This window comes from Novosphingobium sp. ZW T3_23 (assembly GCF_044987305.1).
In the GTDB taxonomy this organism is placed as follows: Bacteria; Pseudomonadota; Alphaproteobacteria; order Sphingomonadales; family Sphingomonadaceae; genus Novosphingobium.
In genome coordinates, this window is record NZ_JBJDRF010000004.1 from 195034 (window position 1) to 221994 (window position 26961).

Annotated in this window: 28 protein-coding genes; 17 read left to right on the forward strand and 11 right to left on the reverse strand. The window is 64.8% G+C overall.

Going from position 1 to position 26961, the window contains the following annotated elements; genetic code table 11:
• Positions 1-74: 74 nt before the first annotated feature.
• The 3 genes from ACI3K3_RS04320 to hrcA all read right to left on the reverse strand — a co-directional run bounded on the left by ACI3K3_RS04320 (position 75) and on the right by hrcA (position 2073).
• On the reverse strand, positions 75-332 hold the full coding sequence (locus ACI3K3_RS04320; RefSeq protein WP_313443366.1) for a hypothetical protein: 258 nt from the start codon (positions 330-332) through the stop codon (positions 75-77).
• Positions 333-437: 105 nt separating this feature from the next.
• A complete protein-coding gene (locus ACI3K3_RS04325) occupies positions 438-1013 on the reverse strand; it encodes a nucleotide exchange factor GrpE (RefSeq protein WP_404912326.1) in 576 nt (191 codons plus the stop codon).
• Positions 1014-1029: 16 nt separating this feature from the next.
• A complete protein-coding gene (hrcA, locus tag ACI3K3_RS04330) occupies positions 1030-2073 on the reverse strand; it encodes a heat-inducible transcriptional repressor HrcA (protein WP_404912327.1) in 1044 nt (347 codons plus the stop codon).
• A 160-nt stretch (positions 2074-2233) separates the two neighbouring features.
• Between hrcA and rph the strand changes: the two genes are divergently transcribed.
• From rph to ACI3K3_RS04350, 4 genes are read left to right on the forward strand one after another with little or no spacing between them, the layout of a single operon-like run.
• Positions 2234-2950, forward strand: a complete 717-nt coding sequence (gene rph / locus ACI3K3_RS04335) for a ribonuclease PH (RefSeq protein ID WP_404912329.1) — start codon at positions 2234-2236, stop codon at positions 2948-2950.
• A complete protein-coding gene (rdgB, locus tag ACI3K3_RS04340) occupies positions 2947-3579 on the forward strand; it encodes an RdgB/HAM1 family non-canonical purine NTP pyrophosphatase (protein WP_404912331.1) in 633 nt (210 codons plus the stop codon). Before rph ends, rdgB begins: the two co-directional genes overlap by 4 nt.
• A gap of 9 nt (positions 3580-3588) precedes the next feature.
• The gene (gene hemW, locus ACI3K3_RS04345; protein ID WP_404912332.1) at positions 3589-4740 is read left to right on the forward strand and encodes a radical SAM family heme chaperone HemW; all 1152 of its coding nucleotides are present in this window, start codon (positions 3589-3591) and stop codon (positions 4738-4740) included.
• Between the two features lie 5 nt (positions 4741-4745).
• On the forward strand, positions 4746-5642 hold the full coding sequence (locus ACI3K3_RS04350) for a tyrosine recombinase XerC (protein WP_404912333.1): 897 nt from the start codon (positions 4746-4748) through the stop codon (positions 5640-5642).
• A gap of 150 nt (positions 5643-5792) precedes the next feature.
• On the opposite strand, the gene aqpZ is transcribed toward ACI3K3_RS04350, so the two are convergent.
• The 5 genes from aqpZ to rsmI all read right to left on the reverse strand — a co-directional run bounded on the left by aqpZ (position 5793) and on the right by rsmI (position 9511).
• Positions 5793-6491 carry an aquaporin Z gene (gene aqpZ / locus ACI3K3_RS04355; protein ID WP_404912334.1) on the reverse strand — a complete coding sequence of 233 codons (699 nt, stop codon included), beginning with the start codon at positions 6489-6491 and terminating at the stop codon, positions 5793-5795.
• A 94-nt stretch (positions 6492-6585) separates the two neighbouring features.
• Complete coding sequence (locus ACI3K3_RS04360) at positions 6586-7203, reverse strand: DedA family protein (RefSeq protein WP_404912335.1); 618 nt, start codon at positions 7201-7203, stop codon at positions 6586-6588.
• A 24-nt stretch (positions 7204-7227) separates the two neighbouring features.
• On the reverse strand, positions 7228-8214 hold the full coding sequence (gene gshB, locus ACI3K3_RS04365; protein ID WP_404912337.1) for a glutathione synthase: 987 nt from the start codon (positions 8212-8214) through the stop codon (positions 7228-7230).
• 96 nt (positions 8215-8310) lie between these two features.
• Positions 8311-8673 (reverse strand): YraN family protein, encoded by a 363-nt coding sequence (locus ACI3K3_RS04370; protein WP_404912338.1) that lies wholly within the window; start codon positions 8671-8673, stop codon positions 8311-8313.
• 10 nt (positions 8674-8683) lie between these two features.
• Positions 8684-9511, reverse strand: a complete 828-nt coding sequence (rsmI, locus tag ACI3K3_RS04375) for a 16S rRNA (cytidine(1402)-2'-O)-methyltransferase (protein WP_404912378.1) — start codon at positions 9509-9511, stop codon at positions 8684-8686.
• A gap of 41 nt (positions 9512-9552) precedes the next feature.
• Between rsmI and ACI3K3_RS04380 the strand changes: the two genes are divergently transcribed.
• Both ACI3K3_RS04380 and parE read left to right on the forward strand, forming a co-directional pair.
• Positions 9553-10710: a penicillin-binding protein activator gene (locus tag ACI3K3_RS04380; protein ID WP_404912340.1), complete on the forward strand. Its 1158-nt coding sequence runs from the start codon at positions 9553-9555 to the stop codon at positions 10708-10710.
• 103 nt (positions 10711-10813) lie between these two features.
• Positions 10814-12811, forward strand: coding sequence for a DNA topoisomerase IV subunit B (gene parE / locus ACI3K3_RS04385; protein WP_404912341.1), 1998 nt, complete (start codon positions 10814-10816; stop codon positions 12809-12811).
• A 12-nt stretch (positions 12812-12823) separates the two neighbouring features.
• Here the strand turns inward: parE and ACI3K3_RS04390 are convergent, their stop codons facing one another.
• Entirely contained in the window at positions 12824-14062 is a 1239-nt protein-coding gene (locus ACI3K3_RS04390) for a glycosyltransferase family 87 protein (protein WP_404912343.1), read from the reverse strand.
• A 98-nt stretch (positions 14063-14160) separates the two neighbouring features.
• Here ACI3K3_RS04390 and ACI3K3_RS04395 point away from each other — a divergent pair, with 98 nt between their 5' ends.
• The 5 genes from ACI3K3_RS04395 (at position 14161) to ACI3K3_RS04415 (ending at position 17979) form a co-directional block, all read left to right on the forward strand.
• Entirely contained in the window at positions 14161-15006 is an 846-nt protein-coding gene (locus ACI3K3_RS04395) for an AAA family ATPase (RefSeq protein WP_404912344.1), read from the forward strand.
• Positions 15007-15077: 71 nt separating this feature from the next.
• The gene (locus ACI3K3_RS04400; protein ID WP_404912345.1) at positions 15078-15437 is read left to right on the forward strand and encodes a GFA family protein; all 360 of its coding nucleotides are present in this window, start codon (positions 15078-15080) and stop codon (positions 15435-15437) included.
• Positions 15437-16327: a DUF817 domain-containing protein gene (locus tag ACI3K3_RS04405; RefSeq protein WP_404912346.1), complete on the forward strand. Its 891-nt coding sequence runs from the start codon at positions 15437-15439 to the stop codon at positions 16325-16327. Before ACI3K3_RS04400 ends, ACI3K3_RS04405 begins: the two co-directional genes overlap by 1 nt.
• Before the next feature lie 84 nt (positions 16328-16411).
• Positions 16412-17593, forward strand: a complete 1182-nt coding sequence (locus tag ACI3K3_RS04410; RefSeq protein WP_404912348.1) for a vWA domain-containing protein — start codon at positions 16412-16414, stop codon at positions 17591-17593.
• A 95-nt stretch (positions 17594-17688) separates the two neighbouring features.
• Entirely contained in the window at positions 17689-17979 is a 291-nt protein-coding gene (locus tag ACI3K3_RS04415; protein ID WP_404912350.1) for a hypothetical protein, read from the forward strand.
• A gap of 6 nt (positions 17980-17985) precedes the next feature.
• Here the strand turns inward: ACI3K3_RS04415 and ACI3K3_RS04420 are convergent, their stop codons facing one another.
• The gene (locus ACI3K3_RS04420; RefSeq protein WP_404912352.1) at positions 17986-19182 is read right to left on the reverse strand and encodes an exo-beta-N-acetylmuramidase NamZ domain-containing protein; all 1197 of its coding nucleotides are present in this window, start codon (positions 19180-19182) and stop codon (positions 17986-17988) included.
• Positions 19179-19715, reverse strand: a complete 537-nt coding sequence (locus ACI3K3_RS04425; protein ID WP_404912353.1) for a DOMON-like domain-containing protein — start codon at positions 19713-19715, stop codon at positions 19179-19181. The genes ACI3K3_RS04420 and ACI3K3_RS04425 overlap by 4 nt, the downstream gene beginning before the upstream one ends.
• A gap of 145 nt (positions 19716-19860) precedes the next feature.
• Here ACI3K3_RS04425 and tyrS point away from each other — a divergent pair, with 145 nt between their 5' ends.
• The 6 genes from tyrS to ACI3K3_RS04455 all read left to right on the forward strand — a co-directional run bounded on the left by tyrS (position 19861) and on the right by ACI3K3_RS04455 (position 26830).
• Entirely contained in the window at positions 19861-21090 is a 1230-nt protein-coding gene (gene tyrS / locus ACI3K3_RS04430; protein WP_404912354.1) for a tyrosine--tRNA ligase, read from the forward strand.
• Between the two features lie 189 nt (positions 21091-21279).
• Positions 21280-21618 (forward strand): PilZ domain-containing protein, encoded by a 339-nt coding sequence (locus tag ACI3K3_RS04435; protein ID WP_313440018.1) that lies wholly within the window; start codon positions 21280-21282, stop codon positions 21616-21618.
• 95 nt (positions 21619-21713) lie between these two features.
• On the forward strand, positions 21714-23837 hold the full coding sequence (locus tag ACI3K3_RS04440; RefSeq protein ID WP_404912356.1) for a TonB-dependent receptor: 2124 nt from the start codon (positions 21714-21716) through the stop codon (positions 23835-23837).
• 67 nt (positions 23838-23904) lie between these two features.
• The gene (locus ACI3K3_RS04445) at positions 23905-25212 is read left to right on the forward strand and encodes an MFS transporter (RefSeq protein ID WP_404912358.1); all 1308 of its coding nucleotides are present in this window, start codon (positions 23905-23907) and stop codon (positions 25210-25212) included.
• Entirely contained in the window at positions 25209-26126 is a 918-nt protein-coding gene (gene cysK, locus ACI3K3_RS04450; protein WP_404912359.1) for a cysteine synthase A, read from the forward strand. The genes ACI3K3_RS04445 and cysK overlap by 4 nt, the downstream gene beginning before the upstream one ends.
• Positions 26123-26830, forward strand: a complete 708-nt coding sequence (locus tag ACI3K3_RS04455) for a dienelactone hydrolase family protein (protein WP_404912360.1) — start codon at positions 26123-26125, stop codon at positions 26828-26830. Before cysK ends, ACI3K3_RS04455 begins: the two co-directional genes overlap by 4 nt.
• Positions 26831-26961: the final 131 nt, after the last annotated feature.

The following is a 26961-nucleotide window of genomic DNA, read 5'->3' on the forward strand; positions in this document are numbered from 1 at the left end:
GGAGCGCGTTCATGAAAAAGGGCGCGAGTTCCCTCGCGCCCTTTTTCATGTATCCGGCAATGCCGGCTTGTGGATCAGCAGTCGCGATCCCAATAGCGATCGCCCCGACGATCGTAGCGGTAGCAGCCCCGGTCGTTCTTCTTCTGGGTCGAACCCACTGCTGCACCGGCAGCGGCGCCAACGGCGGCACCGGCAACGGCATCGCCGGCCAGCGCACCGACGCCCGCGCCAAGCGCGCCACCGGCCAGAGCGCCTTCGCCGCCATAGTTGCTGGCACAACCGGCCATGCCGAGGGCACCGGCGGCGAGGATGGGAAGAATGAGCATTCGCATGGGATCTCTCCGCTGAAATCAGGTTCCTACCTGTTCAACGGCCCCAATGCGGGAGGGTTCCAAAGTGCTCTCAAAACCCTCCCAAAACGCTCAGCGCCCCCCGGATCAGTCCGGCTTCTTGGCCACGGCCACCATGGCCGGACGCAGGAGGCGGTCCTTGATCATGTAGCCGGCCTGAAGCTCCTGCACGATGGTGCCGGGCTCGGCATCGGCCGAGGGTACTTCGATCATCGCCTGGTGCTGGTTGGGATCGAGCGGAAGGCCTACGGCCGCCACGCGGGTGATACCGTGATTGGTGAAGACCTTGTCGATTTCGCGGCCAGTCGCCTCGATGCCGGCGACGATGCCTTTCAGCTTTTCATCCTCGCGCAGGTCCGCCGGGATGGCGGAGAGCGCGCGGGTCAGGTTGTCGGCCACCGAGAGGATGTCGCGGGCGAAGCCAGTCGCGGCATAGGCGCGGGTGTCGGCGATGTCCTTTTCGAGCCGGCGACGCACGTTCTGCGTTTCCGCGCGCGCGTAAAGCATGTCCTGCTTTGCGACTTCCAGTTCCTCACGGAGCTTGGCGAGTTCGCCGCCATCGTTTTCGCTGTCGATCATGTCTTCAGGCACGCCCTTCAGTTCTTCCGCGATGGCGGGATCTACAGTCCGACCCTCTGGCGGCTGGGTCTTGTCGTCAGTCATTAGTGTAAGGTTCCAACTATCCGATGAGCTTGCCCAGGCTCTGGGCAGTAAAGTCCACCATGGGGACGACGCGCGCATAATTCAACCGGGTCGGCCCGATTACCCCCACCACGCCGACCACTCGGCCATCGCGGTCGCGATAGGGAGAAGCGATCACCGAGGAGCCGGAAAGGGCGAAAAGCCGGTTCTCCGAGCCGATGAAGATGCGCGTTGACTGGGCCTCTCGCGCCAGATCCAGCAGCTCGGCCACCGACTGCTTGTTTTCGAGGTCGTCCAGCAGGGAGCGCACGCGTTCGAGGTCCGACAGCGCCGTTTCGTCCAGCAGGTTGGCCTGCCCCCGCACGATCAGCACGGGGCGGGCCATGGCATCCTCGCTCCACACCGCAAGGCCGCGCTCGACCAGATCGCGGCTTGCGGCATCGAGCGCCGACTTGCCCGTGGCGATGTCCGCCTGCATGGCCCGAGCCGCTTCGCCGAGCGTGCGACCGGCCAGATGCGCGGTGATGTAGTTCGAGGCTTCCTCCAGCGCGCCCGGCGGCAATGTGGCGGGGAACTCGACAATGCGGTTCTCCACCGCGCCGTCTTCCCCCACCAGCACGGCAAGCGCCCGCCCCGGCCCCAGCGGCACGAGCTGGAGATGCATCAACCGCGGCTCGCGGCGCGGCACCATGACGACGCCCGCGCCGGATGTAAGATTGGAGAGCAGCGCACTGGTCGCCTCCAACGCGGCCTCGATCGGACCGGGCGAGGATATCCGGCTTTCGATGGCCAGGCGCTCTTCCACGGTCGGCTCGGCCACCTGCATGATGCCGTCCACGAACAGGCGCAGCCCGGCCTCGGTGGGCAAGCGTCCCGCGCTCGTATGCGGCGCCGCAAGGAGTCCGAACGATTCGAGGTCGGCCAGCACCGACCGGATCGAGGCCGAGGACAGCCTGACTCCGCCCGGCCCGGCCAGGGTCTTGGACCCGACCGGAGTTCCGGTCGCCAGATATCCCTCCACCACCAGGCGGAAAATCTCGCGGGCGCGATCGGACAGTTCGGTGATCGGAGGTGTCGGCATCTCCGGCACAATCTAGGGCGTAAACCGGGCGTCTCAAGGCAAATGCGCGGGAGCCATTCGATTGCGCGCATTTTCTCGTCCGAGGTGTTTCCACTCGCCGCGAAAATGCTCTAGGGGCGCGCGGGTAATCGACGATCAGAACTTGAGCAAAGGATCACACATGCGACCTTCAGGCCGTACCCCCGACGAGATGCGCGCTATCGACATCCAGACCGGCTTCACCAAGCATGCCGAAGGTTCGGTGCTGATTTCCTTCGGTGATACCCGCGTTCTCGTCACGGCTTCGGTCGAGGAAAAGGTTCCGCCGTTCCTGCGCGGCAAGGGCGAAGGCTGGGTCACGGCCGAATACTCGATGCTTCCCCGCGCCACCCACACGCGCGGCAGCCGTGAAGCCGCCAAGGGCAAGCAGTCCGGCCGTACGCAGGAAATCCAGCGCCTGATCGGTCGCTCGCTTCGCGCCGTGGTGGACATGAAGAAGCTCGGCGAGCGACAGATCGTGCTCGACTGCGACGTGCTCCAGGCAGACGGCGGCACCCGCACCGCCTCGATCTCGGGCGCCTGGGTGGCGCTGCGCCTCGCCGTCGACAAGCTGATGGCCGAAGGCAAGATCAAGGAAGATCCGATCACCGGCCGCGTCGCTGCGATCTCCTGCGGCATCTGCCAGGGCACGCCGGTGCTCGATCTCGACTATATCGAGGACAGCGCCGCCGATGCCGACGCCAACTTCGTGCTGATCGAAGGCGGCAAGATCGCCGAAGCCCAGGCAACTGCCGAAGGCGCCACTTACGACGAGGAAGGCCTGCTGCGCCTGCTCCGCCTTGCCCGCATCGGTTGCGACGGCATCTTCGCCGCCCAGGCCAAGGCCGTCGGCCGGTGAGCAATCGCCGCCTGGGCGGAGAACGCCTCGTCATTGCCACGCATAATGCGGGCAAGCTGCGGGAAATTTCCGCACTGCTCGCGCCCTTCGGCATCGACTGCGTTTCCGCCGGAGACCTCGGCCTGCCCGAGCCCGAAGAGACCGGCACCACCTTCGTCGAGAACGCGCTGCTCAAGGCCCATGCCGCCGCCAAGGCCGCGCAGCTTCCCGCGTTGGCCGACGACAGCGGCATCTCGGTAACGGCGCTGGGCGGAAGGCCCGGCGTCTACACCGCCGACTGGGCTGAGCGGCAGTGGTTCGAGGGTGAACCCGGTCGCGACTGGTTCATGGCCATGGGCAAGGTCGAAGGCCTGCTCTGCGAACAGGGACCGGATGTGGACCGCTCTTGCTGGTTCTCCTGCGTCCTGGCGATCGCCTGGCCGGACGGCGAGGAAATGGTCTATGAAGGTCGCTCCAACGGCGCCTTCACCTGGCCGCCGCGCGGCAAGCTGGGCTTCGGCTACGATCCCTGCTTCGTGCCGGACGGCCTCGACCAGACTTTCGCAGAGATCGCGCCCGAGAAGAAGCACGAGATCAGCCACCGCGCCGACGCTTTCGCCAAGCTGGTCGCGGAGCAGTTCCCGGGCTAATCTGACACGATGGCCCGCGCGCTCTATATCCACTGGCCGTTCTGCCTCGCAAAGTGCCCCTATTGCGACTTCAACAGCCATGTCCGCGAGCGGGTGGAGCATGACCGCTGGCAGGCCGGCCTGCTGGCGGACATGCGCCGCGAGCACGAGGTCGCGGGTGGGGAGAAGCTCGATTCGATCTTCTTCGGCGGCGGCACGCCTTCGCTGATGCCCCCTGCCCTCGTCGCGCGCCTGCTGGACGAGGCGGAGAAGCTCTGGGGCTTTTCGGACGGGATCGAGATCACGCTGGAGGGCAACCCCTCCTCGGTCGAGGCGGGCAACTACGAGGCGCTGGCCACGGCAGGCGTCAACCGCGTCTCGCTGGGCCTGCAGGCGCTCGACAACCAGACCCTTCGCTTTCTCGGCCGGCTGCACGACGCGCAAGAGGGGCTGAAGGCGCTGGAAGTGGCGCAGAAGCGCTTCTCCCGCGTCAGCTTCGACCTGATCTACGCGCGTCCGGGCCAGACGCTGGACCAGTGGCAGGCCGAACTGTCCCATGCCCTGTCCTACGGCACGGGACACCTCTCGCTCTACCAGCTCACCATCGAGCCGGGCACGAAGTTCGCCACCATGGTACGCCAGCACGAATTCGAGCCGCTGGACGAAGACGCTTGTGCCGACATGTTCGCCTTGACCCGCGAGATGACGGCCAGCGCGGGCCTTCCGGCTTATGAGATCAGCAATCACGCCCGTCCGGGGGAAGAGAGCCGCCATAACCTCACCTACTGGCGTTATCAGGACTATTGCGGCATCGGGCCCGGCGCTCATGGACGGCGCGGCGGCGTTGCCACCACCCGCCACCGCAAGCCCGAAAACTGGCTCGAAGCCATCGACCTCCGCGCACACGGCATCAACGAGCATCGCGATCTCGGTCGCCGGGAGCAGGCGAGCGAGGCCATGCTCATGGGTCTGCGCCTGCGCGAAGGCGTGGATCTCGATGCCATGTCAGCGCGCTTCGGTCTGGACGCTGTGGAGCTTTGCGATCCCGCCAAGGCGGCGTTCTACGAAAAGCAGGGCCTCGTTCGGCGCCAGGGGGCAAGGCTGCATGTCACCGAGCAGGGCATGCCGCTGCTCGACGGACTGCTGGGCGAGATCGTACCCCTCGATCTGGTGGAGCCCTGAGGTCCATGACCAAGGCCGACCTGCTCGAAGCCTGGGGCAACCACCTCAAGAACGGCAGGCGGCGCAGCCCGCACACGGTACGGGCCTATGTGGCTACCGCCGCGCGGCTTATCGATAGCGCCAGGCCTGCCGACTGGGCGGCACTCGCACGATTGGAAGCGACGGAACTGCGCCTTCACCTGGCCGAGCGCCGCGAGGACGGGATCGGCAATACCTCCGCCGCGCGTGAGCTTTCCGCGCTCAAGAGCTTCCTTGGTTTCGCCCGCGAGCAGGCGGGCGTGGCTCATGCCGCCGCGCCGCGCCTGCGCGGGCCGCGCGTCAAGAAGGGCCTGCCGCGCCCGGTCACGCCGGACGAAGCCGTCAATCTCGCCGCGATGGTCGAGGAAGAGGCCCGCGAGCCATGGATCGGCGCGCGCGATCGGGCCGTGCTGCTATTGCTCTACGGCGCGGGCCTGCGCATCGCCGAGGCTCTTGCCGTCACCGGAGCGGCTCTGCCGCTGGGCGAGACGCTCATGGTGACCGGCAAGGGCGGCAAGCAGCGCATGGCCCCGCTCCTGCCGATCGTGCGCGAGGGCGTGGCGGACTATCTGCGGCAGTGCCCCTGGCCGATGGCCGCAGACGCGCCGATCTTCCGGGGCGCCAAGGGTGGGCCACTATCACAAGGCATGGTCCAGAAAGCCGTCGCCCGCGCCCGCGTCCTGCTGGGACTACCGGCCAGCGCCACGCCCCATGCCTTGCGCCACAGCTTCGCCACGCATCTGCTGGGTGCGGGCGCGGACCTGCGCAGCCTTCAGGAACTGCTCGGCCATGCCAGCCTCGGCTCCACGCAGATCTACACCAAGGTGGATGCGGCTACCCTACTCGACGTCTACCGCAACGCCCATCCGCGCGAGCAGGGGTAGACGGACAGCAATTCAGCCCATGCGGGCCTGCGAAGCGCAATTTCCTGCGTTTCTGTGCTCACGGACCGAAAGTCCGCTGCGCTCCGATACTCGAAAATCACACTTCTCGGCTCCACCTGACCTGAATTGCCATCCGTCCTTGGCGGTCAGTCAGAGAGCGCCTTCGTCGGGCGCCAGCAGGCCGCGCCAGATCAGCGCGCCGATTGCGGCACCGATCAGCGGAGCCACCCAGAACACCCATAGCTGGCCGAGCGCCGCCGTCTCCGCGAAAAGGGCGACGCCCGTCGAACGTGCGGGGTTCACCGAAGTATTGGTGACCGGGATCGCGACCAAATGGATGAGCGTCAGTGCCAGTCCGATCGCGAGCGGGCCGAAACCGGCTGGCGCGATCTTGGACGTGGAACCCAGGATGACGATAAGGAAGCCCGCCGTCAGGATCGTCTCGATCAGAAGGGCTGAAGAGAGCGCGTAGCCGCCCGGAGAGAGTTCGCCGTAGCCATTGGTGGCGAAACCTCCGGCGGTCCAGTCCGCCTTGCCGGAAGCGATGGCATAAAGTGCCGCTGCCGCAACGATGGCACCAAGCACTTGCGCGACCCAGTAGGGAATGAGATCTTTCCAGTCGAGCCGGCCTCCCACCGCCAGACCCAGGGAAACGGCCGGATTGAAGTGCCCGCCCGAAATGCCGCCCACCGCGTAGGCCATGGTCACGACCGTAAGGCCGAAAGCCAGAGCCACGCCGGCGAAGCCGATGCCAAGATCGGGAAAGGCCGCTGCAAGGACCGCTGAACCGCAGCCGCCGAATACGAGCCAGAAAGTACCGAAGAATTCCGCTGCCAATCTCTTGGACATAAACCCCGCTCCCAAATGGTTGCGCAGCGAATACTACGGGATTGTTTCTAGGGGCGATACCGTAGCTCTTGTACGAATCTGATCAATATTACCCTTACTGGTCTTTTCCGCCATTTGCGGAAGGTCTCCAGGTCAACACCCGCCAGAAGTACCAGACTGCCGCCGCCACGGCGAAGACAAGCGTCGCCCAGCCGATCCAGGTTTCAGCTTCGACGAAGCGCTGGCCCAGCCACCGGCCCGCCAGGATGAGCAACGTGTTCCAGATCGCCGCGCCCGCAGCGGTATAGAGCAGGAACGTCCCGTGGCGCATATGCGCGAGCCCGGCGGGGATCGAGATGATCGATCGGAACATCGGCATGAAACGCACCACGAATACCACCCAGTGTCCGTGCTTGCGCAAATACGATCCCGCGCGCTCCACTTCATGCCAGTCCATCGTCAGCCAGCGCCCCCAGCGGTCCACGAAGGGCTTCAGGCGCTCGTAGCCGAGGCGATCGGCCGCGAGGAAGAGCACGTAGTTGCCCAGTGTCGATCCCGCCGTTCCCGCTGCCAGAACGGGCGCGAAATCCATGCGGCCCTTTGCCGTGGCAATGCCGGCAACGCCCATGATCAGCTCGGACGGGATAGGCGGCACGATGTTCTCAAGCATCATGAGGAAGAGGATACCCCAGTATCCCCCTCCCTCGATGAGCGAGAAGACCCACTCATTCATGGCCTGTCGGCTCCGCCGGAATGCTTACATCGCGGCGTGGCGTGCCTCGATCGCGTCCCAGATCTTCGCACCGGTATCGGTTCCATTGAACCGGTCGATGGCGACGATGCCCGTGGGGGAGGTCACGTTGATTTCGGTCAGCCATTTTCCGCCAATCACGTCGATGCCCACGAAAACAAGGCCGCGCGCCTTGAGTTCCGGGGCAAGCGCCGCGCAGATTTCCTCTTCCGCCGAAGTGAGCCCGGTGGCCTCGGCCGAACCGCCCACCGCCAGGTTGGAGCGGAACTCGCCCGCGCCCGGCTTGCGGTTGATGGCGCCCGCGAACTCGCCGTCGACGAGCACGATGCGCTTGTCCCCCTCGGCGACATCGGGAAGGAACGGCTGGACCATGAACGGTTCCACCCAGGCGTTCTCGAACATCTCGATCAGCGCGCCGAGGTTGCTGCCATCGGCGGGGACACGGAACACCGCCTTGCCGCCGTTGCCATGGAGCGGCTTGATCACGAGGTCGCCTCCGAACCCGGCTTCCACGTTGCGCTGCTGGAACAGGCGCACGTCCTCGATGCGGCGGGCGATGAAGGTCGGCGGCATGAACCGCGCGTAGTCCAGCACGAAGACCTTCTCGGGCGCATTGCGGACCGAGACGGGATCGTTGACCACCAGCGTCTGCCCGGCCAGCCGTTCCAGCAAGTGCGTGGCGGTGATGTAACCGAGGTCGAAAGGCGGATCCTGTCGCATCAGCACGACGTCGATGTCGGCCACGAGGTCGATCAGGCGGTATTCTCCCCGCGTGAAATGCGCGCCTTGCATGCGCTGCACCGTCACCGGCGCCCCCCAGCAGGTCAGCCGCCCCGCAGCGCCGGAAGACGCGTCATAGGCGAGCGTGCGCACGTCGTAATGAAACAGTTCGTGCCCGCGCGCCTGTGCCGAGAGCATGAGCGCGAAAGAGGAATCACCCGCGATCTTGATCGATTCCAGCGGGTCCATCTGAACAGCGATGCGTAAGGTCATGAAAAGTCTGGTCCTCGCGGATATGTACCAAGCGGTATCTTACGGAAATGCGGCTTAGTCAAAATCGGCGGCGGGCGCGAATGGTTTCGCGGCGCCTCATGCCCCCGGCTGCCAGGCATTGAGGATACGGCGTGGCCAACGACGCGGCGTCAGCAACAGGACATCGATCCTCAGGTCGTCGCCGGGCCTCTGGTGAAGGTGGGCGACAGCCTCGGCAGCGGCGGCCACGCGGCGCAGGCGATAACCATCGATCGCCTGGTCGAGATCGGCCTGACGCGCCCGCCACTTCACCTCGACGAAGCACAGGGTACGGCCGCGCCGGGCCACGATATCGATTTCGCCGCGCGGGGTTTTCACCCGCGTGGCACGGATGCTCCAGCCCGTCAGCCGCAAGTACCACGCGGCCATGGCTTCGCCGCGCCGCCCCTTGCGCTCCGCCTCCGCGCGGCGCTGGCTCATCGCCATTCGCTCATTTCAGCTCCATGGCCCGGGCATAGAGCATCTTGCGGTCGAGCCCGGTCGCCTTCGCCACGCTCGACGCTGCCTGAGAGGGTTTTGCCTGTGCAAGCTCGGCCCGCAGCAGGGCATCGACGTCGATCTCGCCGATCGGCTCCTCGCCCGGCGGCCCGACCATGAGGACGATCTCGCCCTTCGGCGGATGCGCGGCGTAATGGGCGATAAGGTCTACCGGCGTGCCGGTGCGGCATTCCTCGAACTTCTTGGTCAGTTCGCGCGCCACCGAAACTTCCCGACCGGCCAGCACCGATCCTATCGCCTCCAGCGAATCCTCCAGTCGCGGTGCCGTTTCGTAGAAGATCAGCGTTGCCGGGACTTTCGCGAGGTCCGCCAGCACCGTCTCGCGGGCCTTGGCCTTGTTCGGCAGGAATCCGGCGAAGAGGAAACGGTCGTTGGGCAGCCCGGAGAGCGTCATCGCCATCACCGCCGCGTTGGCGCCCGGCAGGCTGGTGACCGGAATGCCCCGCTCGCGCGCGATTTTCACGAGCCGGTAGCCGGGATCGGATATCAGCGGCGTCCCCGCATCGCTGACGAGGGCGACGGGTTCGCTCTCCATCAATGCCAGCAGGCGCTCGCGATCGCCCTCCCCGGCATGATCGTCGTAGCGGATCATCTTCTGCTTGATGCCGAGGTGGTGCAGCAGCTTTCCGGTAACGCGCGTATCCTCGCAGGCTACCGCGCTAACGCCCTTGAGAATCTCCACGGCGCGAAAGGTAATGTCCCCGAGGTTGCCAATCGGGGTGGCCACTATGTAGAGGCCTGAAGAGAGAGTGTGTTCCATCACGGGAACTCATGGCCCAGGTACTAGGGGAGCGGCAAGCAATGTTCTATAATCGCCTCAACCGACGCAATCTTCTCGCGGCGGCAGCGATGGCGGCCCTGGCGGGCTGCGCCGTGGTCCCCAAGGCACCCGCCCCGGCGCCTGCCCCGGCGCCCACGCAGCCGGAAGGCGATATCCCCACCGATACCCAGCATCACCGCGTGGCCCTGCTGGTGCCCACCACCGGGCCCAATGCAGGCGTCGGCCAGTCGCTGGCCAATGCCGCCAACATGGCGCTGCTCGATACCGGCGCGAAGAACCTGCGCATCACCACTTACGATACCGGCACCAATCCGGGCGAAGCCGCACGCCGTGCCCTGGCCGACGGCAACAAGCTGATTCTCGGACCGCTGCTCTCGGACGACATCGCCGCGGTGGCGGCAGTCGCGAAGCCCGCGCACGTGCCGCTGATCTCCTTCTCCAACGACGAGAAGGCCGCGAGCAAGGACGTCTTCATCATCGGGAACCTCCCCGGCCAGTCGATCGCCCGTACCGTCGCCTATGCGCGCGGCAAGGGCGTGACCACTTTCGCCGCGCTGGTCCCCAAGGGCGATTACGGCGAGCGTGTCAGCACCTCGCTGCTCGCCTCGGTGCGCGGGGCCGGCGGCACGGTGGTCGCCATGGAGAATTACGACCGTTCGGCTGCCTCGATCAGCGCCGCCGCGAACCGGATCAAGGCCAAGAGCGGATACGGTGCCCTGCTCATTGCCGACAGCGGCAGCCTTTCGGCCAAGGCAGCGGTTACCTACCGCGCTGCGGGCGGCGGCGCGGGCGTGCGGCTGCTCGGAACCGAACTCTGGGGTGGCGAGCGTGAACTGGCGACCAGCCCCGCTCTGAACGGAGCATGGTTCTCCACCGTGTCCGATGTCCGCTTCGCGCAGTTCTCCAAAAGCTACCGCGCCCGCTTCGGCGCGGCGCCGTTCCGGATCGCCACGCTGGGTTACGATTCGGTGCTCCTGACCCTGCGCGTCGCGCGGGACTGGGTTCCCGGCAAGGCCTTCCCGGCTGCCGAGATGCTCGATCCCGGCGGTTTCCTCGGCGTCGACGGACCGTTCCGCTTCGGCAAGACCGGCCTGATCGAGCGCGCCCTGGAAGTGCGCGCGGTGGAAGGCGGCGCGGTCAAGGTGATCAGCGCGGCACCCAGCGGCTTCGCCAAGTAATTGCCCCTCTCCGGGAGCGAAAGGATCAGAAAGCGAACATCTCATTGCGGATAAGCTCAAACCCGTGCTTGATCGCGGGTTTAGGCACCCTATAGTCCCCTCCATGTCCGACGACCTCTTCGACAAGCTCCCGTCCTCGGCCGGGGAATCCTACGACGGTTCCGCGATCGAGGTTCTGGAGGGGCTCGAGCCCGTCCGCCGCCGACCCGGCATGTATATCGGCGGCACCGACGAACGTGCCCTGCACCACCTCGCGGCCGAAGTGCTCGACAATGCGATGGACGAGGCCGTGGCCGGTCACGCCAACCGCATCGAGGTCACGCTCGATGAGGGCAACCGCCTGACGATCACCGATAACGGTCGCGGCATTCCCGTGGACGAGCATCCCAAGTTCCCCGGCAAGTCGGCGCTGGAAGTGATCCTCTCGACGCTGCACTCGGGCGGCAAGTTCTCGGGCAAGGCCTATGCCACTTCCGGTGGTCTTCACGGCGTCGGCATCTCGGTGGTCAATGCGCTGTCCAGCCATACCCGCGTCGAAGTGGCCCGCAACAAGGAGCTTTTCGCGCAGGAATTCTCGCGCGGGGCGACGCTGGGGCCCTTGCAGAAGGTCGGCGCGGCGCCCAACCGGCGCGGCACCGCCGTGGCCTTCACGCCCGATACCGAAATCTTCGGGGACCAGCAGTTCAAACCCGCACGGCTGTTCAAGTTGGTCCGCTCCAAGGCCTATCTCTTCGCCGGGGTGGAAATCCGTTGGAAATGCGCCCCTTCGCTGGCGGATGACAACGTTCCGGCCGAAGCCACCTTCCAGTTCCCCGGCGGCCTGGCCGACCATCTGGCCGAGCAGGTCGGCAGCCGCGAATGCGTGACTGCGCAGTTCTTTTCCGGCACGCAGGATTTCCCGCGCGGGGATGACGGCTCCGAACAGGGCCGCGTGGAATGGGCCATCGCCTGGCCGCTCTATTCCGATGGCGCGTACTCCTGGTACTGCAATACCATCCCCACGCCGGATGGCGGCACCCACGAACAGGGCCTGCGCGCAGCCCTGACCAAGGGCATCCGCGCCTTCGCGGACCTCGTGGGGCAGGCCAAGAAGGCCAAGGACATCACGCCAGACGACATGGTGACCGGCAGCGAGATCATGCTCTCGGTCTTCATCCGCGATCCGCAGTTCCAGAGCCAGACCAAGGACCGACTGACCAGTCCGGAGGCCGCGCGCCTCGTGGAGGCGGCGGTGCGCGACCACTTCGACCATTTCCTCACCGACAACCTCGAACGCGGCAAGGCGCTGCTCGGCTCGGTGATGGAGCGCATGGACGAACGGCTTCGCAGGAAAGCGGAGCGCGAGGTCAAGCGCAAGACCGCCACCAATGCGCGCAAGCTGCGCCTTCCCGGCAAGCTCACCGACTGTTCGGGCGAAGGCGAGGGCGAAACCGAACTCTTCATCGTCGAAGGCGATTCGGCAGGTGGCTCTGCCAAGCAGGCGCGTAACCGAAAAACCCAGGCGATCCTGCCGATCCGCGGCAAGATCCTCAACGTCGCCTCGGCCACGGCTGACAAGATTCGCGGGAACTCGGAAATCGCGGACCTCGGCCTCGCGCTCGGCTGCGGGACGCGCAAGGACTGCAACGCCGACAACTTGCGCTACGACCGCGTGATCATCATGACCGACGCCGACGTGGACGGGGCGCATATCGCCACCCTGCTGATGACGTTCTTCTTCCAGGAGATGCCGGACATCGTGCGGCGCGGCCACCTCTACCTCGCCCAGCCGCCGCTCTACAGGCTGACGGCGGGCTCGACTTCGGCCTACGCCCGCGACGATGCCCATCGTGCCGAACTGGAAGCGACGGTGTTCAAGAACAAGAAGGTCGAAGTGGGCCGGTTCAAGGGCCTTGGCGAAATGAACCCCGGCCAGCTGCGCGAAACGACGATGTCCCCTGAAAGCCGCTCGCTGATCCGGATCACCCTGCCTCCCGAGTATGAGGACCGTGCGGCGGTGAAGGATCTGGTGGACCGCCTGATGGGCCGCAATCCCGAACACCGTTTCCAGTTCATCCAGAACCGGGCGGGCGAGATCGATCCGGAACTGATCGACGCGTAAGGCCTGCTCGGGTCAGCTCGGCGCTGCCATTACGCGGCGCCGGATGGTCCAGAACAGCAGCAGCATCGCGAGCGGCATGATCGGCAGGCCGATCTGGAGAGCCAACGGCCGCGCCAGCGCCGGCGCGGCGAAAGCCACGAACAGGGCAAGACGTTCCCAGTCTCGCCATCCTTCGCCCGGGCAACTTCCATGGAGCCCCTGCCCTACCAACCAGAGCATAGGGAACGCCAGGATCACCATGTCGTAGTCCAGCACATAAGGTGTGGCGAGCGGCGCCCCCGCCAGGGTTAGCGCGGCCAGTCCCTGCGTCCAGTCCCGACGCCATGAAGCCTTGAGCACCAGCAAGGCCACGGCCAGCGTCGTCACGGCCTGCACGACGTAGCTCACCGTCATCGATGCCCCCAGCAGCCGCAACGCCGCAAACGGGCTCATCATCTTGCCATAGCCGATCTGGCCGTGGGCCATCGCTACCTGCGCCCTTTCGCTGGCGCCCAGCCAATCGATCCAGGCCTGTCCCCCGAACAGCCCGGCAGACAGCAGCGCCAGCAGGAGCGCCGTCACTCCGGCCGCCGCGATCACCCGCCATTCCCACGTCGCCAGCAGGACCAGCGGCAGCAGCAGGCCGAACTGCGGCTTGATCGTAGCCAGCCCGAAAAGCACCCCGGCCAGCCACGGCCTGGCCGGGACGAGGCATGCTCCAAGCCCAAGCAGGCCCGCCACCAGGAAGGCCGTCTGGCCGTGTGTGACGACGATGGGAACGGCCGGAAAGGCCACGAACAGCAACCAGAGCGGCACACCCGTCCCGGCATCGCGCCACCAGCGGCGCAGAACGGCAAGATAGAACGCCCCCGTCGCCAGCAGCCAAAGTCCAAGCGCCGGAAAATAGCTCAGCCAGCCGAGCGGCCAGCAGAACAGCAGGAACGAGGGCGGATAATAGAAGGCAGTGTAAGCGCCTTCCGCCGAATAATAGGTCCGCTGCGCCAGGATATGCGCGGCGCCGTCATAGGGATTGGCATGATCGACCAGCATATGCCCGGTCGTCCAGAAACTGATGAAGTCGCTTCCGAGCAGATAGCCGTTCAGGTCCACGCCGTCGTGCGAAGTGGCTACCAGCCATACGAGCATGATCGCGTTGACCGCCGCGAACAGCCGAAGATATGCCGTGACGCGCCGCGCGCCCAACCAATCCATGCGTCTCAGGAAATCAGCCCCCATGGCGCCTGTCTGCAACGCCCCGGCGGCGAAGTCCATGGGCGGGGCGAGGCAACCGGCTCCATGCTTGCCATGCCGCGCCGCCACCCATAGAGCTTAAGCGAACGGTTAAGGCCCGAGGCATTCAAGAGGCGAACATGCAGCGTTTCGAAGGTACCAGCAGCTACGTCGCCACCGACGACCTGAAGGTCGCGGTCAATGCCGCCGTCCTGTTGCGTAGACCGCTTCTGGTGAAGGGAGAGCCCGGCACCGGCAAGACCGTGCTGGCCGAGCAGATCGCGGCCTCGCTGAATGCCCCGCTCATCACTTGGAACGTCAAATCCACCACCAAGGCCCATCAGGGCCTGTACGAATACGATGCGGTCGGCCGTCTGCGTGACGGCCAATTGGGCGATGCGCGCGTGCACGACATCAACAACTACATCCGCAGGGGCAAGCTGTGGGAGGCTTTCACCTCGCCCCGCCTGCCGGTGCTGCTGATCGACGAGATCGACAAGGCCGACATCGAGTTCCCCAACGACCTTCTGGCCGAACTCGATCGCATGGCATTCGACGTCTATGAAACCGGCGAGCATGTCGCCGCCGTAGAGCGGCCGATCGTGGTCATCACGTCCAACAACGAGAAGGATCTGCCGGACGCCTTCCTGCGCCGCTGTTTCTTTCACTACATCAAGTTCCCCGACCGCGAGACGATGCAGGCGATCGTCGACGTTCACTTCCCCGGTATCCAGAAGACGCTGGTCACGCGGGCGATGGAGATCTTCTACGAGCTTCGCGACGTGCCGGGCCTGAAGAAAAAGCCTTCCACCAGCGAACTCCTGGACTGGCTCAAGCTGCTGTTGAGCGAGGATATGCCGCTGGAGGTGCTCCAGAATCAGGACGCTACGAAGGCGATCCCGCCTCTGCATGGGGCCTTGCTGAAGAACGAACAGGACGTCATGCTGTTCGAAAGGCTCGCTTTCATGGCGCGCCGGGGGAACTGATTGTCATGACGGCACCATATTCGGGCGGATGCGCCTGCGGCTCCATTTCGCTCAGCCTGAGGGGGGAGCCGGTGGCCACGCGCCAATGCTGGTGCCGCCAATGCCAGCAACTCGCCGCCGGCGGTCCGACCAACAATGCGATCTTCAAGGTGGAGGACGCCTCGATCGAGGGCCGGCTCGGTTCGTCGACCTGGAACTCGGCGAGCGGCAATACCCTCACCTTCCATTTCTGCCCGAATTGCGGAACGCAGATCTACGCGCAAAGCTCGGCGCGGCCGCATCTGATGACATTCCGTCTCGGTGCGCTGGATGCGGGCCACGGTCTGCGGCCGGACGCGGTGATCTGGACCGAGGATGCTCCAGATTGGGCGATCTTCGACGCCGCACTGGAAAGCTGGCCGCGGCAGCCACCCCCGCCGCCCACTGCGTGATGACGCCTTCGGGGCAAGCTCCGGTCACGGCGCATACCCGTTTCGCGGCGATCCGGACGCGCCTGGAGGCGTTCGAGCCGCATCCGGGCGCGGCTGCATGGGCATACGAATTTCTGCTGTTCGGCTTCAAGCAGGCTTGGGCCTGCCTGTTCGGCGCGCTTTTGCTCGCCCTGCTTGTGGCCACGCACCTGTTCTATCCCGCCGATGCTGCCTTCGCCCGCTATGATTTCCTGACTTGCGCGGCACTTGCGATCCAGATCGCCATGTTGGCCTTGCGGCTGGAAACGCTGGACGAAGCCAAGGTCATCCTGGCGTTTCATCTGGTGGGTACCGTGATGGAATTGTTCAAGACGGCGCATGGCTCATGGGAATATCCGGAAGCCAGTTTCCTGCGGATCGGAGACGTTCCGCTGTTCTCGGGCTTCATGTACGCAGCCGTCGGCAGTTATATCGCGCGCGTCTGGCGGATCTTCGATTTCCGGTTCACTGGCTATCCGGTGGAGAAGATCTCAGTGGCGCTGGCCGTGGCGATCTACGTCAATTTCTTCGCGCATCACTGGTTGCCCGACTTGCGCATCCCGCTTTTCGCGGCGCTGGGCGTTCTTTTCCTGCGCACCCGCATCTGGTTCCGGGTCTGGCGGGAAGACCGATGGATGCCGCTTCTCCTCGGCTGGTTCCTGGTGGCTCTTTTCATCTGGTTCGCGGAAAACCTCGCCACGTTCTCGCGCGCCTGGGTTTATCCGAGCCAGAAGCATGGCTGGGCGATGGTTCACTGGGGCAAGCTCGGCGCATGGTACCTGCTTATGTACATATCCTTCGTGCTGGTGGCGCTGGTCCATCGTCCCCGAACCAGAAACGAGCAGCATGCCGGCTCTCCGCTTACCCTCTGAAGATCGGGCAGGCGTTTCCCGTGACGTGCGGCCTGGGGTATGCAGGGGCATGACTTGCCGTTTTCTTGCCGATCGAGATGTCACATGCTGCTGAACTTCGTGGAAGAGCTGCGCGCCGCTGGCATACCGGCCTCGCTCAAGGAGCATCTCGTGCTGCTGGAGGCGCTGGAACGCGAGGTGATCGAACGTACACCCGAAGCGTTCTACTATCTCAGCCGCGCCACTTTCGTGAAGGACGAGGGCCTGCTCGATCGGTTCGACCAAGTGTTCCAGAAAGTCTTCAAGGGCGTGTTGACCGATTACGGCCAGCAGCCCGTCGAGATACCCGAGGATTGGCTCCGCAAGGTTGCCGAACGCTATTTCTCGCAGGAGGAAATGGAGCAGGTCAAAGGGCTCGGATCCTGGGACGAGATCATGGAAACGCTGAAGAAGCGTCTGGAAGAACAGGAAAAACGTCACTCCGGCGGTAACAAATGGGTCGGCACCAACGGCACTTCGCCATTCGGCCATTCGGGCTACAATCCGGAAGGCATCCGCATCGGGGGGGAAGGCAGGCACGGGCGCGCGGTCAAGGTCTGGGAGAAACGCGAATTCGCCAATCTCGACAACACCCGCGAACTCGGCACGCGCAACATCAAGGTCGCGCTGCGCCGGTTGCGCCGCTTCGCCCGCGAAGGCGCCGCTGAGGAACTCGACCTCGACGAGACGATCCAGGGCACGGCCCGGCAGGGCTGGCTGGATATCCGCATGCGCCCCGAACGGCACAACGCCGTGAAAGTCCTGCTTTTCCTCGATGTCGGCGGATCGATGGATCCTTACATCGAACTGATGGAAGAGCTGTTCAGCGCCGCGAGCGCCGAGTTCAAGAACATGGAATTCTTCTACTTCCACAATTGCCTTTACGAAGGCGTCTGGAAGGACAATCGCCGACGCTGGTCGCAGCGTACTCCGACCTGGGATCTGCTTCACAAGTTCGGGCACGACTACAAGGTTATCTTCGTGGGCGATGCGGCGATGAGCCCTTACGAAGTCAGCCATCCGGGCGGCTCGGTTGAGCACATGAACGAGGAATCCGGTGCAACCTGGCTAGGCCGCGTTGCGCAGACCTATCCGGCCACGGCGTGGCTCAATCCCACGCCGGAAATCCAGTGGAGCTATTCGTCCTCGACCCGCATGATCCGCGACATCATGGGCGGCGCCATGTTCCCGCTGACGCTGGACGGCCTGGACGCCGCCATGCGCGAACTGACGCGAAAGAAGGGGTGACCGACCCTGACGCTCGCACGACGGAAGAACAGGAACGCTTTACGGCCCCTCGGTTCTGCGCGATCATCGTATCAACCCTTGAAGGGAGCGCGACGATGAAGCAGGTTGCACTGATTTTGACGATGGGCGTTCTGAGTCTCGCGGCTGCTCCGCCGAACGAGTCGGACGCCGCCGCAAACACCAAAGTGAAGTGCGGCTACGTCATCCAGCTCGCCAATGCGGCGGCTGGGCGAACGACTCCAAAGGCGGACGACGGCAAGCCAGCGCTGATCCGCGCGGTGGACAAGCGGCTGGATGGGTGCCCGGTGCTGATGATGGCCGACGGCAAGCTCAAGGCGCCGCCGGCGTTCAACGATGGGCCGGCACGCCAGTCACCGGCCCATTAGCGGAACTCAGTAGAGCAGCAGGTCCGCGACGTCCTCTTTCCACGCGGCTTCATCCCGGCGAGCAGCGTCATCGAGATCGGCCGGAAGCGCGGCCGGATCATCGACCCATTCGCGCAGGCCTGGTCCACCGTTGATCACATCTATGGCCAGGCGCTCGAACTCGTATTCATACGGGAAGTCGCGCCAGATCGGATAATCCGGGTAAAGGTTCCGGATCGCCTTGAACGCCAGGGCCTGGAGGCGCCACGGCCGGAAGGCGTGATGATCGTAGAACTTGCCTTCGGCGTGGATCATCAGGCCGCTGCACAAGGTTCCGCCATGCTTGTGGAAGGTCGGCTCGAACCAGCATTCCCGCACGGCGCAACCGGTCAGCCATTCCGGAGCGAAGCGCTGCATTTCCGCCAGTACGGCCTTGGCGTCGATATCCGGCGCGCCGAACAGCACTTCGAGCGGCCGGGTGGTGCCACGGCCTTCCGAAAGCGTGGCCCCTTCGATCATCACCGTACCGGCATAGGCGCGAGCCATGTTGAGGTTGGCGGCATTGGGGCTGGGATTGATCCACACCCGGTCCAGCGGCCATCCATGACCCGGACCTTCGGGCTCCCAGCCTTCCATCGCAATGACGCGGTAATCCACGTCGAGCTTGAAGTGCCGTATGAACCAGAGCCCCATCTCGCCCAGCGTCAATCCATGACGCATCGGCATCGGCCCGGCGCCGACGAAGCTCTCCTGTCCCGGCAACAGGGTAAACCCCTCGACCGGGCGACCGGCAGGATTGGGGCGATCCAGCACCCACACGCTCTTGCCCTGCTTTTCCGCCGCTTCCAGCAAGTAGAGCAGCGTGGTCACGAATGTGTAGATGCGGCAGCCGAGATCCTGGAGATCGAACAGGAACACATCGGCACTGTCCATCATCGCCGCGCTTGGGCGACGGACTTCCCCGTAAAGGCTGTAGACCGGAATGCCGTAGGTCGGATCGCGCTCGTCGGCGGTCTCGACCATGTTGTCCTGCTTGTCGCCTTTCAGCCCGTGCTGCGGACCAAAGGCGCTCGTCACGTTGACGCCTGCGGAAATCAGGGCATCGAGCGAATGGACGAGATCCTCGGTCACCGATGCGGGATGGGCTACGAGCGCAACGCGGCGGCCTTCCAGGGGCTTACGCAGTTCAGGGTCCGCCAGCAGGCGATCGATACCGAATTTCATGTGCCGGTGGGTGCCGCAAGCGGAACCGTGAAGCAAGCCGGATCATGGAAGTCCGGAACATCGGCCCTATGGAGCATGGCCCAATAACTCTTCACGCCGCCCTCTTCCTCGATGACCGCCGTAACTGCGCTCAACATTGGTCCCTCCGGCAGGCCGGCGGCGGGAATGGCGACATCGAAAACCGCGATATCCGAACCCTTGCGCATCGTGCATTCCGGCTCGCGCGGCATCGGCCGCTCGGTCATGCCTTCGCGCCGCCCGGAGAAATCGTAGGCGTTCCAGCGCTCCGAAGGGGAGAGATTGAACTCGATGTAGCCGCTGCCTCCCGGTTGCTGGAGGAACAGTTCGAAGCAGGTCGTCTGCCACAGGTCGTTCGCCCTGCCCTTGCCGGCGAAGGACGGGACCACCAGCTTCTGTGCGCCGAGTATGCGCCAGCGGATGCGCAGCCAACTTGCGTCGAACCCGATAACGCGGGTTTCGATGGAGCGGACAAGGGCGGGAGGATGTGCCGGGTGGCAGGTCAGGTCGGCCATGCGTGAGGCCTAGAGGTAGCGGCCGGATCTTGGCAATCCGGATTCGGCCGAAATGCGGATGCCGGCGACCAACCGCTTCATCTTGTGCGCCCCTCGTGCTAGGCGGCCCCTCCGATCCATCCAAGCCAAGAAGCACTGGGCCATCATGACCTACAATTCATCCCTGCTCCGCACGCTCGAAGAGCGCGGCTACATCCACCAGATGACGGACGCCGAGGGCCTCGACGCTCTTGCCGCCAAGCAGGTCGTGCCTGGATATATCGGCTTCGACGCCACGGCGCCGTCGCTCCACATCGGCAGTCTGGTCCAGATCATGATGCTGCGCCGCCTCCAGCAGACCGGCCATAAGCCGATCGTGCTGATGGGCGGCGGCACCACGCGCATCGGCGATCCCACCGGCCGCGACGAGAGCCGCAAGATGCTGTCGGACGAAACCATTGCCGACAATATCAAGGGCATCTTCTCGGTCTTCTCGCGCCTGCTGAAGTTCGGTGATGGGCCGACCGACGCGGTAATGGTCAACAACCAGGACTGGCTCGGCCAGCTCGGCTACATCCAGCTTCTTCAGGAAGTGGGCACGCACTTCACGGTCAATCGCATGCTTTCGTTCGATTCGGTGCGCCTGCGCCTCGAGCGCGAACAGCCGATGACCTTCCTGGAATTCAACTACATGATCCTCCAGGGCTACGACTTCCGCCATCTCAACAAGGAACGGGGCGTCCTTCTGCAGATGGGCGGCTCCGATCAGTGGGGCAATATCGTCAACGGCATGGAACTGACGCGCCGCATGGATGGCAAGGAAGTCCACGGCCTGACGACGCCGCTGCTCACCACGGCGGACGGCGCCAAGATGGGCAAGACCGCTGCCGGAGCGGTGTGGCTGAACGAGGAAATGCTGCCTTCCTACGATTTCTGGCAATACTGGCGCAATTGCGACGACCGCGATGTCGGCAAGTTCCTGCGCCTGTTCACCGATCTGCCGCTCGACGCGATCGTGCGTCTCGAAGCGCTGGAGGGCGCGGCGATCAACGACGCCAAGGTCGTCCTTGCCAACGAAGTGACGAAGCTGTGCCGCGGCGAGAACGCCGCCGTCGCGGCGGAAGCTACCGCGCGAACCACCTTCGCTGGCGGCGGCCTGGGCGAAGACCTGCCGACCCTGGAAGTGCCAGCAGACGGCATCCGCCTCGGCGCGGCGCTTACCGAACTGGGCTTCACCGCCTCCAATGGCGAAGCGAAGCGCAAGATTGCCGAGGGCGCGGTGAAGATCGACGACGTGACGATGGACGATCCGGCCTTCCTGATCGAAGTGTCGCCCGGCGCCTCCCGGAAGCTCAGCCTCGGCAAGAAGAAGCACGCGGTCCTGAAGTCGGCGTAAGGGCCACGCAGCCCCGTCCGGCAAAGCGCACTCCCTAAGTAAAACGCCTCGGTTCCCCGGAACCGAGGCGTTCTGCCGCTAGGTAGGCACGTTTTGCCGCCTTCCTGCGCTCAGAAGTGAACAGGTTTACCGTTTCTTTGCCATTTTGATGCACTGTTCCTGCTCACGACCAGAACAGAGGCGAAAGAAATGACTGCAGGAGCGCAGCTCACTGTAACCGACAAACGTCGCGCGGCGCGGCATCCTGTCGAGCACAAAGTGATTGCGGAACACCGCCAGCTTGGCGACCTGCATCTCCACATCGTGAACCTTTCGGCTCAGGGTTTCATGTCCCAGGGCGAACTGCCGCTGGATCGCGGCGAGCGGCTGGTCATGCGCCTGCCCGTGGTGGGGCGGATCGAAGCGCACATGATCTGGTCTCACGAAGGCCGCGCGGGTTTCCAGTTCGAGCGTATCATCCGCATCGACGATTTCCTCAAGCTGGTGGACACCGTTCAGCCCAACCCACGCCTTCGTCCGCGCCGTTAACCGGATAAATTCGGCCTGCCTCACGCAGGTAACGGCTCACCGGACGGAAACACTTCAGCATTGATATGTTATATCCTCGCAATTAGCGAGGCGACATGAACTTCCCGGTAGCCCGAATCGCCCTGCTGGCAGCGGCCAGTGCCCTCAGCTCCAGCCTTGCCCTCATTCCTGGAACCGCCATCGCGCAAACCGCGCCTGGGACAAATGTCGCGCCTGCCGATGACAAGGGCAACCACCCGCAGGAAGCCGGGCCGGAAATCATCGTTACCGGTCGCCTGATATCGGGCAACGCCGATCCGATCGCGGCGCCCGTCATCCTCTCCGGCGAAGCGCTCACCCGCGACCTCAAGCCGCAGATCGGCGAGATGTTGGCGAGCCTGCCGGGCGTTTCCAGTACCGGTTTCGCGCCGGGCGTGTCGCGCCCCGTCCTTCGCGGCTTCGACGGCCCGCGCGTGCAGGTGCTTCTCGACGGTATCGGCTCGCTCGACGCTTCTTCGGTTTCGGCCGACCACGCCGTTTCCCTCGATACGCTGAACGTCGATCGCATCGAAGTTCTCCATGGTCCCCGCGTCCTGCTTTACGCCAGCGACCCTTCGGGCGGCGCGGTGAACGCCATCGACAAGCGCATTCCCCGGCAAGTGCCTGACAAGGCTTTCACCCTCGACGCACTAGGCTCCTTCGGCACCGCCGCGAACATGGTGAACGGCGGCATCGCCACGAACGTGCGCCTGGCGAGCCGCCTCGTTGCCCATCTCGATGCGTCCTACTTCCACAGCGACGACCTTCATGTCGGTGGCAATGTGCTCTCGCCGGAACTGCGAGCGGAAACCCTGGCGCAGGCGAGCACTCTGGCAGACGCCGGTGACCTTACCGGCGCAGCAACGTTGACGGCACAGGCCAACCAGCGCGGCAAGATCGCCAACAGCGGAACCGAAGGCTGGACCTTCGGCGGCGGTCTGGCCTTCATCGACGACGGCGGCGATATCGGCGTTTCCGTGCAGCGCCTCGCCAACGATTACGGCATTCCGCCCCGCCCCTCGGCCGATCCCGAAGCGACCAGCATTTCCCTGCGGCAGACCCGCGTGGACTTGCGCGCCGGGCTCAACCTCGAAGGCTTCCTGAAGCGTCTCGAAGTACGCGGCGCTTTCGGGGACTACGAGCATGCCGAAATAGAGGGCGGCGAGATCGGCACCCAGTTCCACAACAAGGCCATGGAAGTCAGGCTTCAGGCGGACCAGAACCAGCGCGGCATCTGGAGCGGCTCCAGCGGGGTTCAGTTCTCGTCCTCGCAACTCGACATTTCCGGCGATGAAAAGCTGCTGCCCAACAACAACACCGATCGCTTCGCGGTGTTCACCCTGCAACGCCTGGAAGTGGGGCAGTTCGACCTCGAAGGTGCGCTGCGCTACGAGAACACGCAGATCCGCACGGTTCCAGCCAGCGAGCGTCGCAACTTCGACCAATATGCCGGTGTAGCGGGCGTGGCCTGGCATCCTACCGATACCGTCACGCTGTCGGTCAACTATTCGCACGGCGAGCGTGCGCCATCGGCCGAGGAACTCTTCGTCGACGGCATGCATGACGCCACCCAGTCCTACGAGCGCGGCAATCCGAACTTCAAGGTGGAGAAGAGCGACGGCATCGAAGCCGGGCTCCGTTACAATGGCGGCGATATCGCGGGTTCGGTGACGGTGTTTGGCACCAACTTCTCGAATTTCATCACCGCCGTTCCCACGGGAGAGGTGATCGAGGACTTCCCGGTCTATCAGTACCTCCAGGCCCCTGCCCGCTTCCGTGGCATCGAGGCGGAAGGCGGCGTGACCTTCGCGCGATGGGGCGGCGACAAGGCCATCAAGGCCGATGGCGGCGTGGACTACACCCGTGCCCGTCTGGTCGACATGGGCCCCGTGCCCCGCATCCCGCCGCTGCGCGCTCGCGGCGGGTTGGAATTCGATTCGTCCGCCTTCACCCTGCGCGGCGAAGTGGAATGGAACGCCAAGCAGACCCGCGTCACCGAGAACGAGAACCCGACCGACGCCTTCACGCTGGTGAATGCCAGCGCGACCTGGCGCCCGTGGGGCGAAAAGGGCCCGCTCTCGCTCATCCTGGCGGCGGACAACCTGCTGGACGTGACGGGCCGCCTCGCCGCTTCGGAAACGCGGGACTTCGTGCCCATCGCCGGTCGTGACGTGCGCCTCACCGCGCGGTTCACGTACTGAACGAAAACCCGAAGCTGCAAAAAATTCTCATAAGCAGCATGTCTTGGCAATGCTTTGACATGCTGCCATGCAGCCATCCGTGAGCACTACAGAGACCCCCAGCCCCCCGGCGTCGGCAGAGCCGACTTCCCCGCTGCGCATCGCCGATTATCGCAAGTTCTGGCTTGCCCGCTTCGCAGTGGTATTCGCCTCGACCGGCATGGTCGTCATCATCGGCTATCAGCTCTATGACGTCGCCCGCTCCGATTACGGCATGTCGATCGCGGAAGCCTCGTTCCAGCTGGGACTTCTGGGTTTCGCGCAGTTTCTGCCGATCTTCCTGCTGACCCCGGTCGCGGGGGTCATCGCCGACAGGTTCGACCGGCGCAAGGTTGCGGGGATCGCCATGTCGGTGGACGTGCTGGTTGCCATCGGCCTTGCGCTCGTCACCGAAATGAACTTGCGCAGCCTGCCGGTTCTTTACGTCTTTGCGGCGCTGCACGGCATTGCGCGGGTCTTCGTCAGCCCATCGATGACGGCGATCGCGCCGAACATCGTGCCGGTCAAACTCATCCCCCGCGCCATCGCCTTCAACTCGATCGCCATCGAGGCCGGCACCATCATCGGCCCCGCCGCCTTCGGCTTCCTGTTCGCGCGGCATCACGCCACGCCTTATTGGATAGCTTCCGTGCTGATGGCGCTGGCCGCTTTCAGCATAACGAACATCCGCAATCTGCCGCCGGTCCCGAAGGAAGCCCGCCGCGATCATCCGGTGCGCCAGATCATCGACGGTTTCCACTTCATCTGGAAAGAGCGTTTTCTGCTCGGCTGCATCACGCTGGACCTTTTCGCGGTGCTGCTGGGCGGTGCGACGGCGCTGATGCCGGTTTTCGCGCGAGATATCCTCCACGTCGGCCCCGAGGGGCTCGGGCAGATGCGCGCCGCAACCGCCGCCGGCGCCGCTATCGTCGCGGTGATGCTGTCGTTCAAGCCGCTCGCCAAGGATGTCGGCGTGAAGATGCTGCTTTCGGTGGCGGCCTACGGCGCGATGACGGTAGGCTTCGGGCTGTCGCGGAGCTTCGTGGTGTCGCTGGGCTTCCTGGCGCTGCTCGGCGCGGCGGACATGGTCTCGGTTTTCATCCGCAGCTCGCTGGTGCAACTGCGCACGCCTGACGACAAACGCGGCAGGGTTTCGGCCATATCCGGCCTTGCCATCTCGGCCTCCAACGAGCTGGGCGAGATGCAATCCGGCATCGCGGCGGCCCTGCTCGGCGCGACCGGGGCTGTTGTTTTCGGTGGCGGCGCTGCCATAGTCATCACTGCAATCTGGGCCTGGACCTTTCCCGAGATCCGCCGCGCCCGAACTTTCTCACCACGATGGGAGCTTGAACAATGAAGGCCGACAGCATTCTCGCCACGATCGGGAACACGCCGCATATCCGCCTCTCGCGCCTGTTCCCGGACCACGAAGTCTGGGTAAAGGCAGAGCGCACCAACCCCGGCGGCTCGATCAAGGACCGCATTGCCCTCGCCATGATCGAGGCGGCCGAGGCCGATGGCACCCTGAAGCCGGGCGGCACGATCGTCGAGCCTACTTCGGGCAATACCGGCATCGGCCTTGCCATGGTCGCCGCGGTCAAGGGCTACAAGCTAGTGCTCGTGATGCCGGAATCGATGTCGATCGAGCGTCGCCGCCTGATGCTGGCCTATGGCGCCAGTTTTGACCTGACGCCGCGTGAAAAGGGCATGAAGGGCTCGATCGAGCGCGCCAAGGAACTGCTGGAAACCATCCCCGGTTCGTGGATGCCGCAGCAGTTTGAGAACCCGGCGAACGTGGAAATCCACGTCGAGACGACCGCGAAGGAAATCCTCGCAGACTTCGCCGACACTCCGATCGACGTGCTGATCACCGGCGTCGGCACCGGCGGCCATCTCACCGGCTGCGCGGAAACGCTCAAGAAGTCCTGGCCCTCGCTCAAGGCTTATGCCGTGGAGCCGACGCTCTCCCCGGTCATATCCGGTGGCCAGCCCGGCCCGCACCCGATCCAGGGCATCGGCGCCGGTTTCGTGCCCGCCAACCTTCACACGCAGTCGATCGACGGCGCGCTGCAGGTCGATCCCGCCGACGCCAAGGAATGGGCGCGTCGCTGCGCCACCGAGGAAGGCATGCTGGTAGGCATCAGCTCCGGCGCCACCCTGGCGGCCATCGCTCAAAAGCTCAAGGAGCTTCCCGAGGGCAGCCGGGTGCTCGGCTTCAACTACGATACCGGCGAGCGCTACCTTTCGGTACCGGACTTCCTGCCGGAATGACCATGCTCGAAACGATCGCCTACAGCCACGCCGGTCAGGATCTGACCGGCCACCTGGCACGCCCCGCAGGAACGCCGCGCGCGGCCGTCGTCATCTTCCCGACCATCGCCAACGCAACCGCAGCCACCGAGCGGCGCGCGAAGATGCTCGCCGGTCTCGGCTACCTGACGCTGATCGCGGACTTCTACGGAGAACCGGTGGCGAGCTTCGAAGCCTCGTTCCCGCTGGCCGAGAAGCTGCGCGCCGACAGTGGCCACTATCGTGGCCGAATTGCCGCCGCCATCGCCGCATTGCGTGGCGTGCCGGAGGCCGAGGGGCTGCCGTTGCTCGGCATCGGATATTGCATGGGCGGTCAGGCCGTTCTCGAAGCGGCCCGTGCCGGCGAGGATCTGCTGTCCGCCGTCAGTTTCCATGGCACACTTTCGACGTCCACTCCCGCCGAACCGGGCGCGATCAAGGCGCGTATCCTGGTCTGTCACGGCGATGCCGATCCCCTCGTCCCTCGCGAGCAGGTGATCGGATTCTGGGAGGAAATGGACCGTGCCGGGGCCAACTGGCACTTCCATTCCTACTCGGGCGTCCGTCACGGGTTCACCGATCCGGGAAGCGATGAGCGGGGAATGGCCGCGATCGGCTACGATGCCAGCGCCGATCGTCAGAGCTGGAACGCGATGCTGTCGTTCTTCGACGAAGTATTGAATTAGCGTCAGGAAGCCGTGGCCGCCGCGAAAGCGACGGCCACGGTGTCATTGCAAGGGCTCAGCAGCCGTCCGACTTGCCGTCGTCCGGATCCCAGCCGCCGTGGCCAGGGTGCCAGCCCCAACCGGGCTTGCCC

Bases quoted from the DNA above. Each gene is read 5' to 3' on its own strand.
- cysK (WP_404912359.1), top strand. From the start codon at position 25,209: ATGAAGGCCGACAGCATTCTCGCCACGATCGGGAACACGCCGCATATC.
- gshB (WP_404912337.1), bottom strand. From the start codon at position 8,214: ATGACCTTACGCATCGCTGTTCAGATGGACCCGCTGGAATCGATCAAG.
- ACI3K3_RS04395 (WP_404912344.1), top strand. From the start codon at position 14,161: ATGCAGCGTTTCGAAGGTACCAGCAGCTACGTCGCCACCGACGACCTG.
- ACI3K3_RS04435 (WP_313440018.1), top strand. From the start codon at position 21,280: ATGACTGCAGGAGCGCAGCTCACTGTAACCGACAAACGTCGCGCGGCG.
- ACI3K3_RS04325 (WP_404912326.1), bottom strand. From the start codon at position 1,013: ATGACTGACGACAAGACCCAGCCGCCAGAGGGTCGGACTGTAGATCCC.
- ACI3K3_RS04415 (WP_404912350.1), top strand. From the start codon at position 17,689: ATGAAGCAGGTTGCACTGATTTTGACGATGGGCGTTCTGAGTCTCGCG.
- ACI3K3_RS04390 (WP_404912343.1), bottom strand. From the start codon at position 14,062: ATGGACTTCGCCGCCGGGGCGTTGCAGACAGGCGCCATGGGGGCTGAT.
- ACI3K3_RS04405 (WP_404912346.1), top strand. From the start codon at position 15,437: ATGACGCCTTCGGGGCAAGCTCCGGTCACGGCGCATACCCGTTTCGCG.
- parE (WP_404912341.1), top strand. From the start codon at position 10,814: ATGTCCGACGACCTCTTCGACAAGCTCCCGTCCTCGGCCGGGGAATCC.
- ACI3K3_RS04440 (WP_404912356.1), top strand. From the start codon at position 21,714: ATGAACTTCCCGGTAGCCCGAATCGCCCTGCTGGCAGCGGCCAGTGCC.
- ACI3K3_RS04425 (WP_404912353.1), bottom strand. From the start codon at position 19,715: ATGGCCGACCTGACCTGCCACCCGGCACATCCTCCCGCCCTTGTCCGC.
- ACI3K3_RS04380 (WP_404912340.1), top strand. From the start codon at position 9,553: ATGTTCTATAATCGCCTCAACCGACGCAATCTTCTCGCGGCGGCAGCG.
- ACI3K3_RS04445 (WP_404912358.1), top strand. From the start codon at position 23,905: ATGCAGCCATCCGTGAGCACTACAGAGACCCCCAGCCCCCCGGCGTCG.
- ACI3K3_RS04370 (WP_404912338.1), bottom strand. From the start codon at position 8,673: ATGAGCCAGCGCCGCGCGGAGGCGGAGCGCAAGGGGCGGCGCGGCGAA.
- ACI3K3_RS04420 (WP_404912352.1), bottom strand. From the start codon at position 19,182: ATGAAATTCGGTATCGATCGCCTGCTGGCGGACCCTGAACTGCGTAAG.
- ACI3K3_RS04350 (WP_404912333.1), top strand. From the start codon at position 4,746: ATGACCAAGGCCGACCTGCTCGAAGCCTGGGGCAACCACCTCAAGAAC.
- rsmI (WP_404912378.1), bottom strand. From the start codon at position 9,511: ATGGAACACACTCTCTCTTCAGGCCTCTACATAGTGGCCACCCCGATT.
- tyrS (WP_404912354.1), top strand. From the start codon at position 19,861: ATGACCTACAATTCATCCCTGCTCCGCACGCTCGAAGAGCGCGGCTAC.
- rph (WP_404912329.1), top strand. From the start codon at position 2,234: ATGCGACCTTCAGGCCGTACCCCCGACGAGATGCGCGCTATCGACATC.
- ACI3K3_RS04320 (WP_313443366.1), bottom strand. From the start codon at position 332: ATGCGAATGCTCATTCTTCCCATCCTCGCCGCCGGTGCCCTCGGCATG.
- ACI3K3_RS04410 (WP_404912348.1), top strand. From the start codon at position 16,412: ATGCTGCTGAACTTCGTGGAAGAGCTGCGCGCCGCTGGCATACCGGCC.
- hemW (WP_404912332.1), top strand. From the start codon at position 3,589: ATGGCCCGCGCGCTCTATATCCACTGGCCGTTCTGCCTCGCAAAGTGC.
- ACI3K3_RS04455 (WP_404912360.1), top strand. From the start codon at position 26,123: ATGACCATGCTCGAAACGATCGCCTACAGCCACGCCGGTCAGGATCTG.
- ACI3K3_RS04360 (WP_404912335.1), bottom strand. From the start codon at position 7,203: ATGAATGAGTGGGTCTTCTCGCTCATCGAGGGAGGGGGATACTGGGGT.
- aqpZ (WP_404912334.1), bottom strand. From the start codon at position 6,491: ATGTCCAAGAGATTGGCAGCGGAATTCTTCGGTACTTTCTGGCTCGTA.
- hrcA (WP_404912327.1), bottom strand. From the start codon at position 2,073: ATGCCGACACCTCCGATCACCGAACTGTCCGATCGCGCCCGCGAGATT.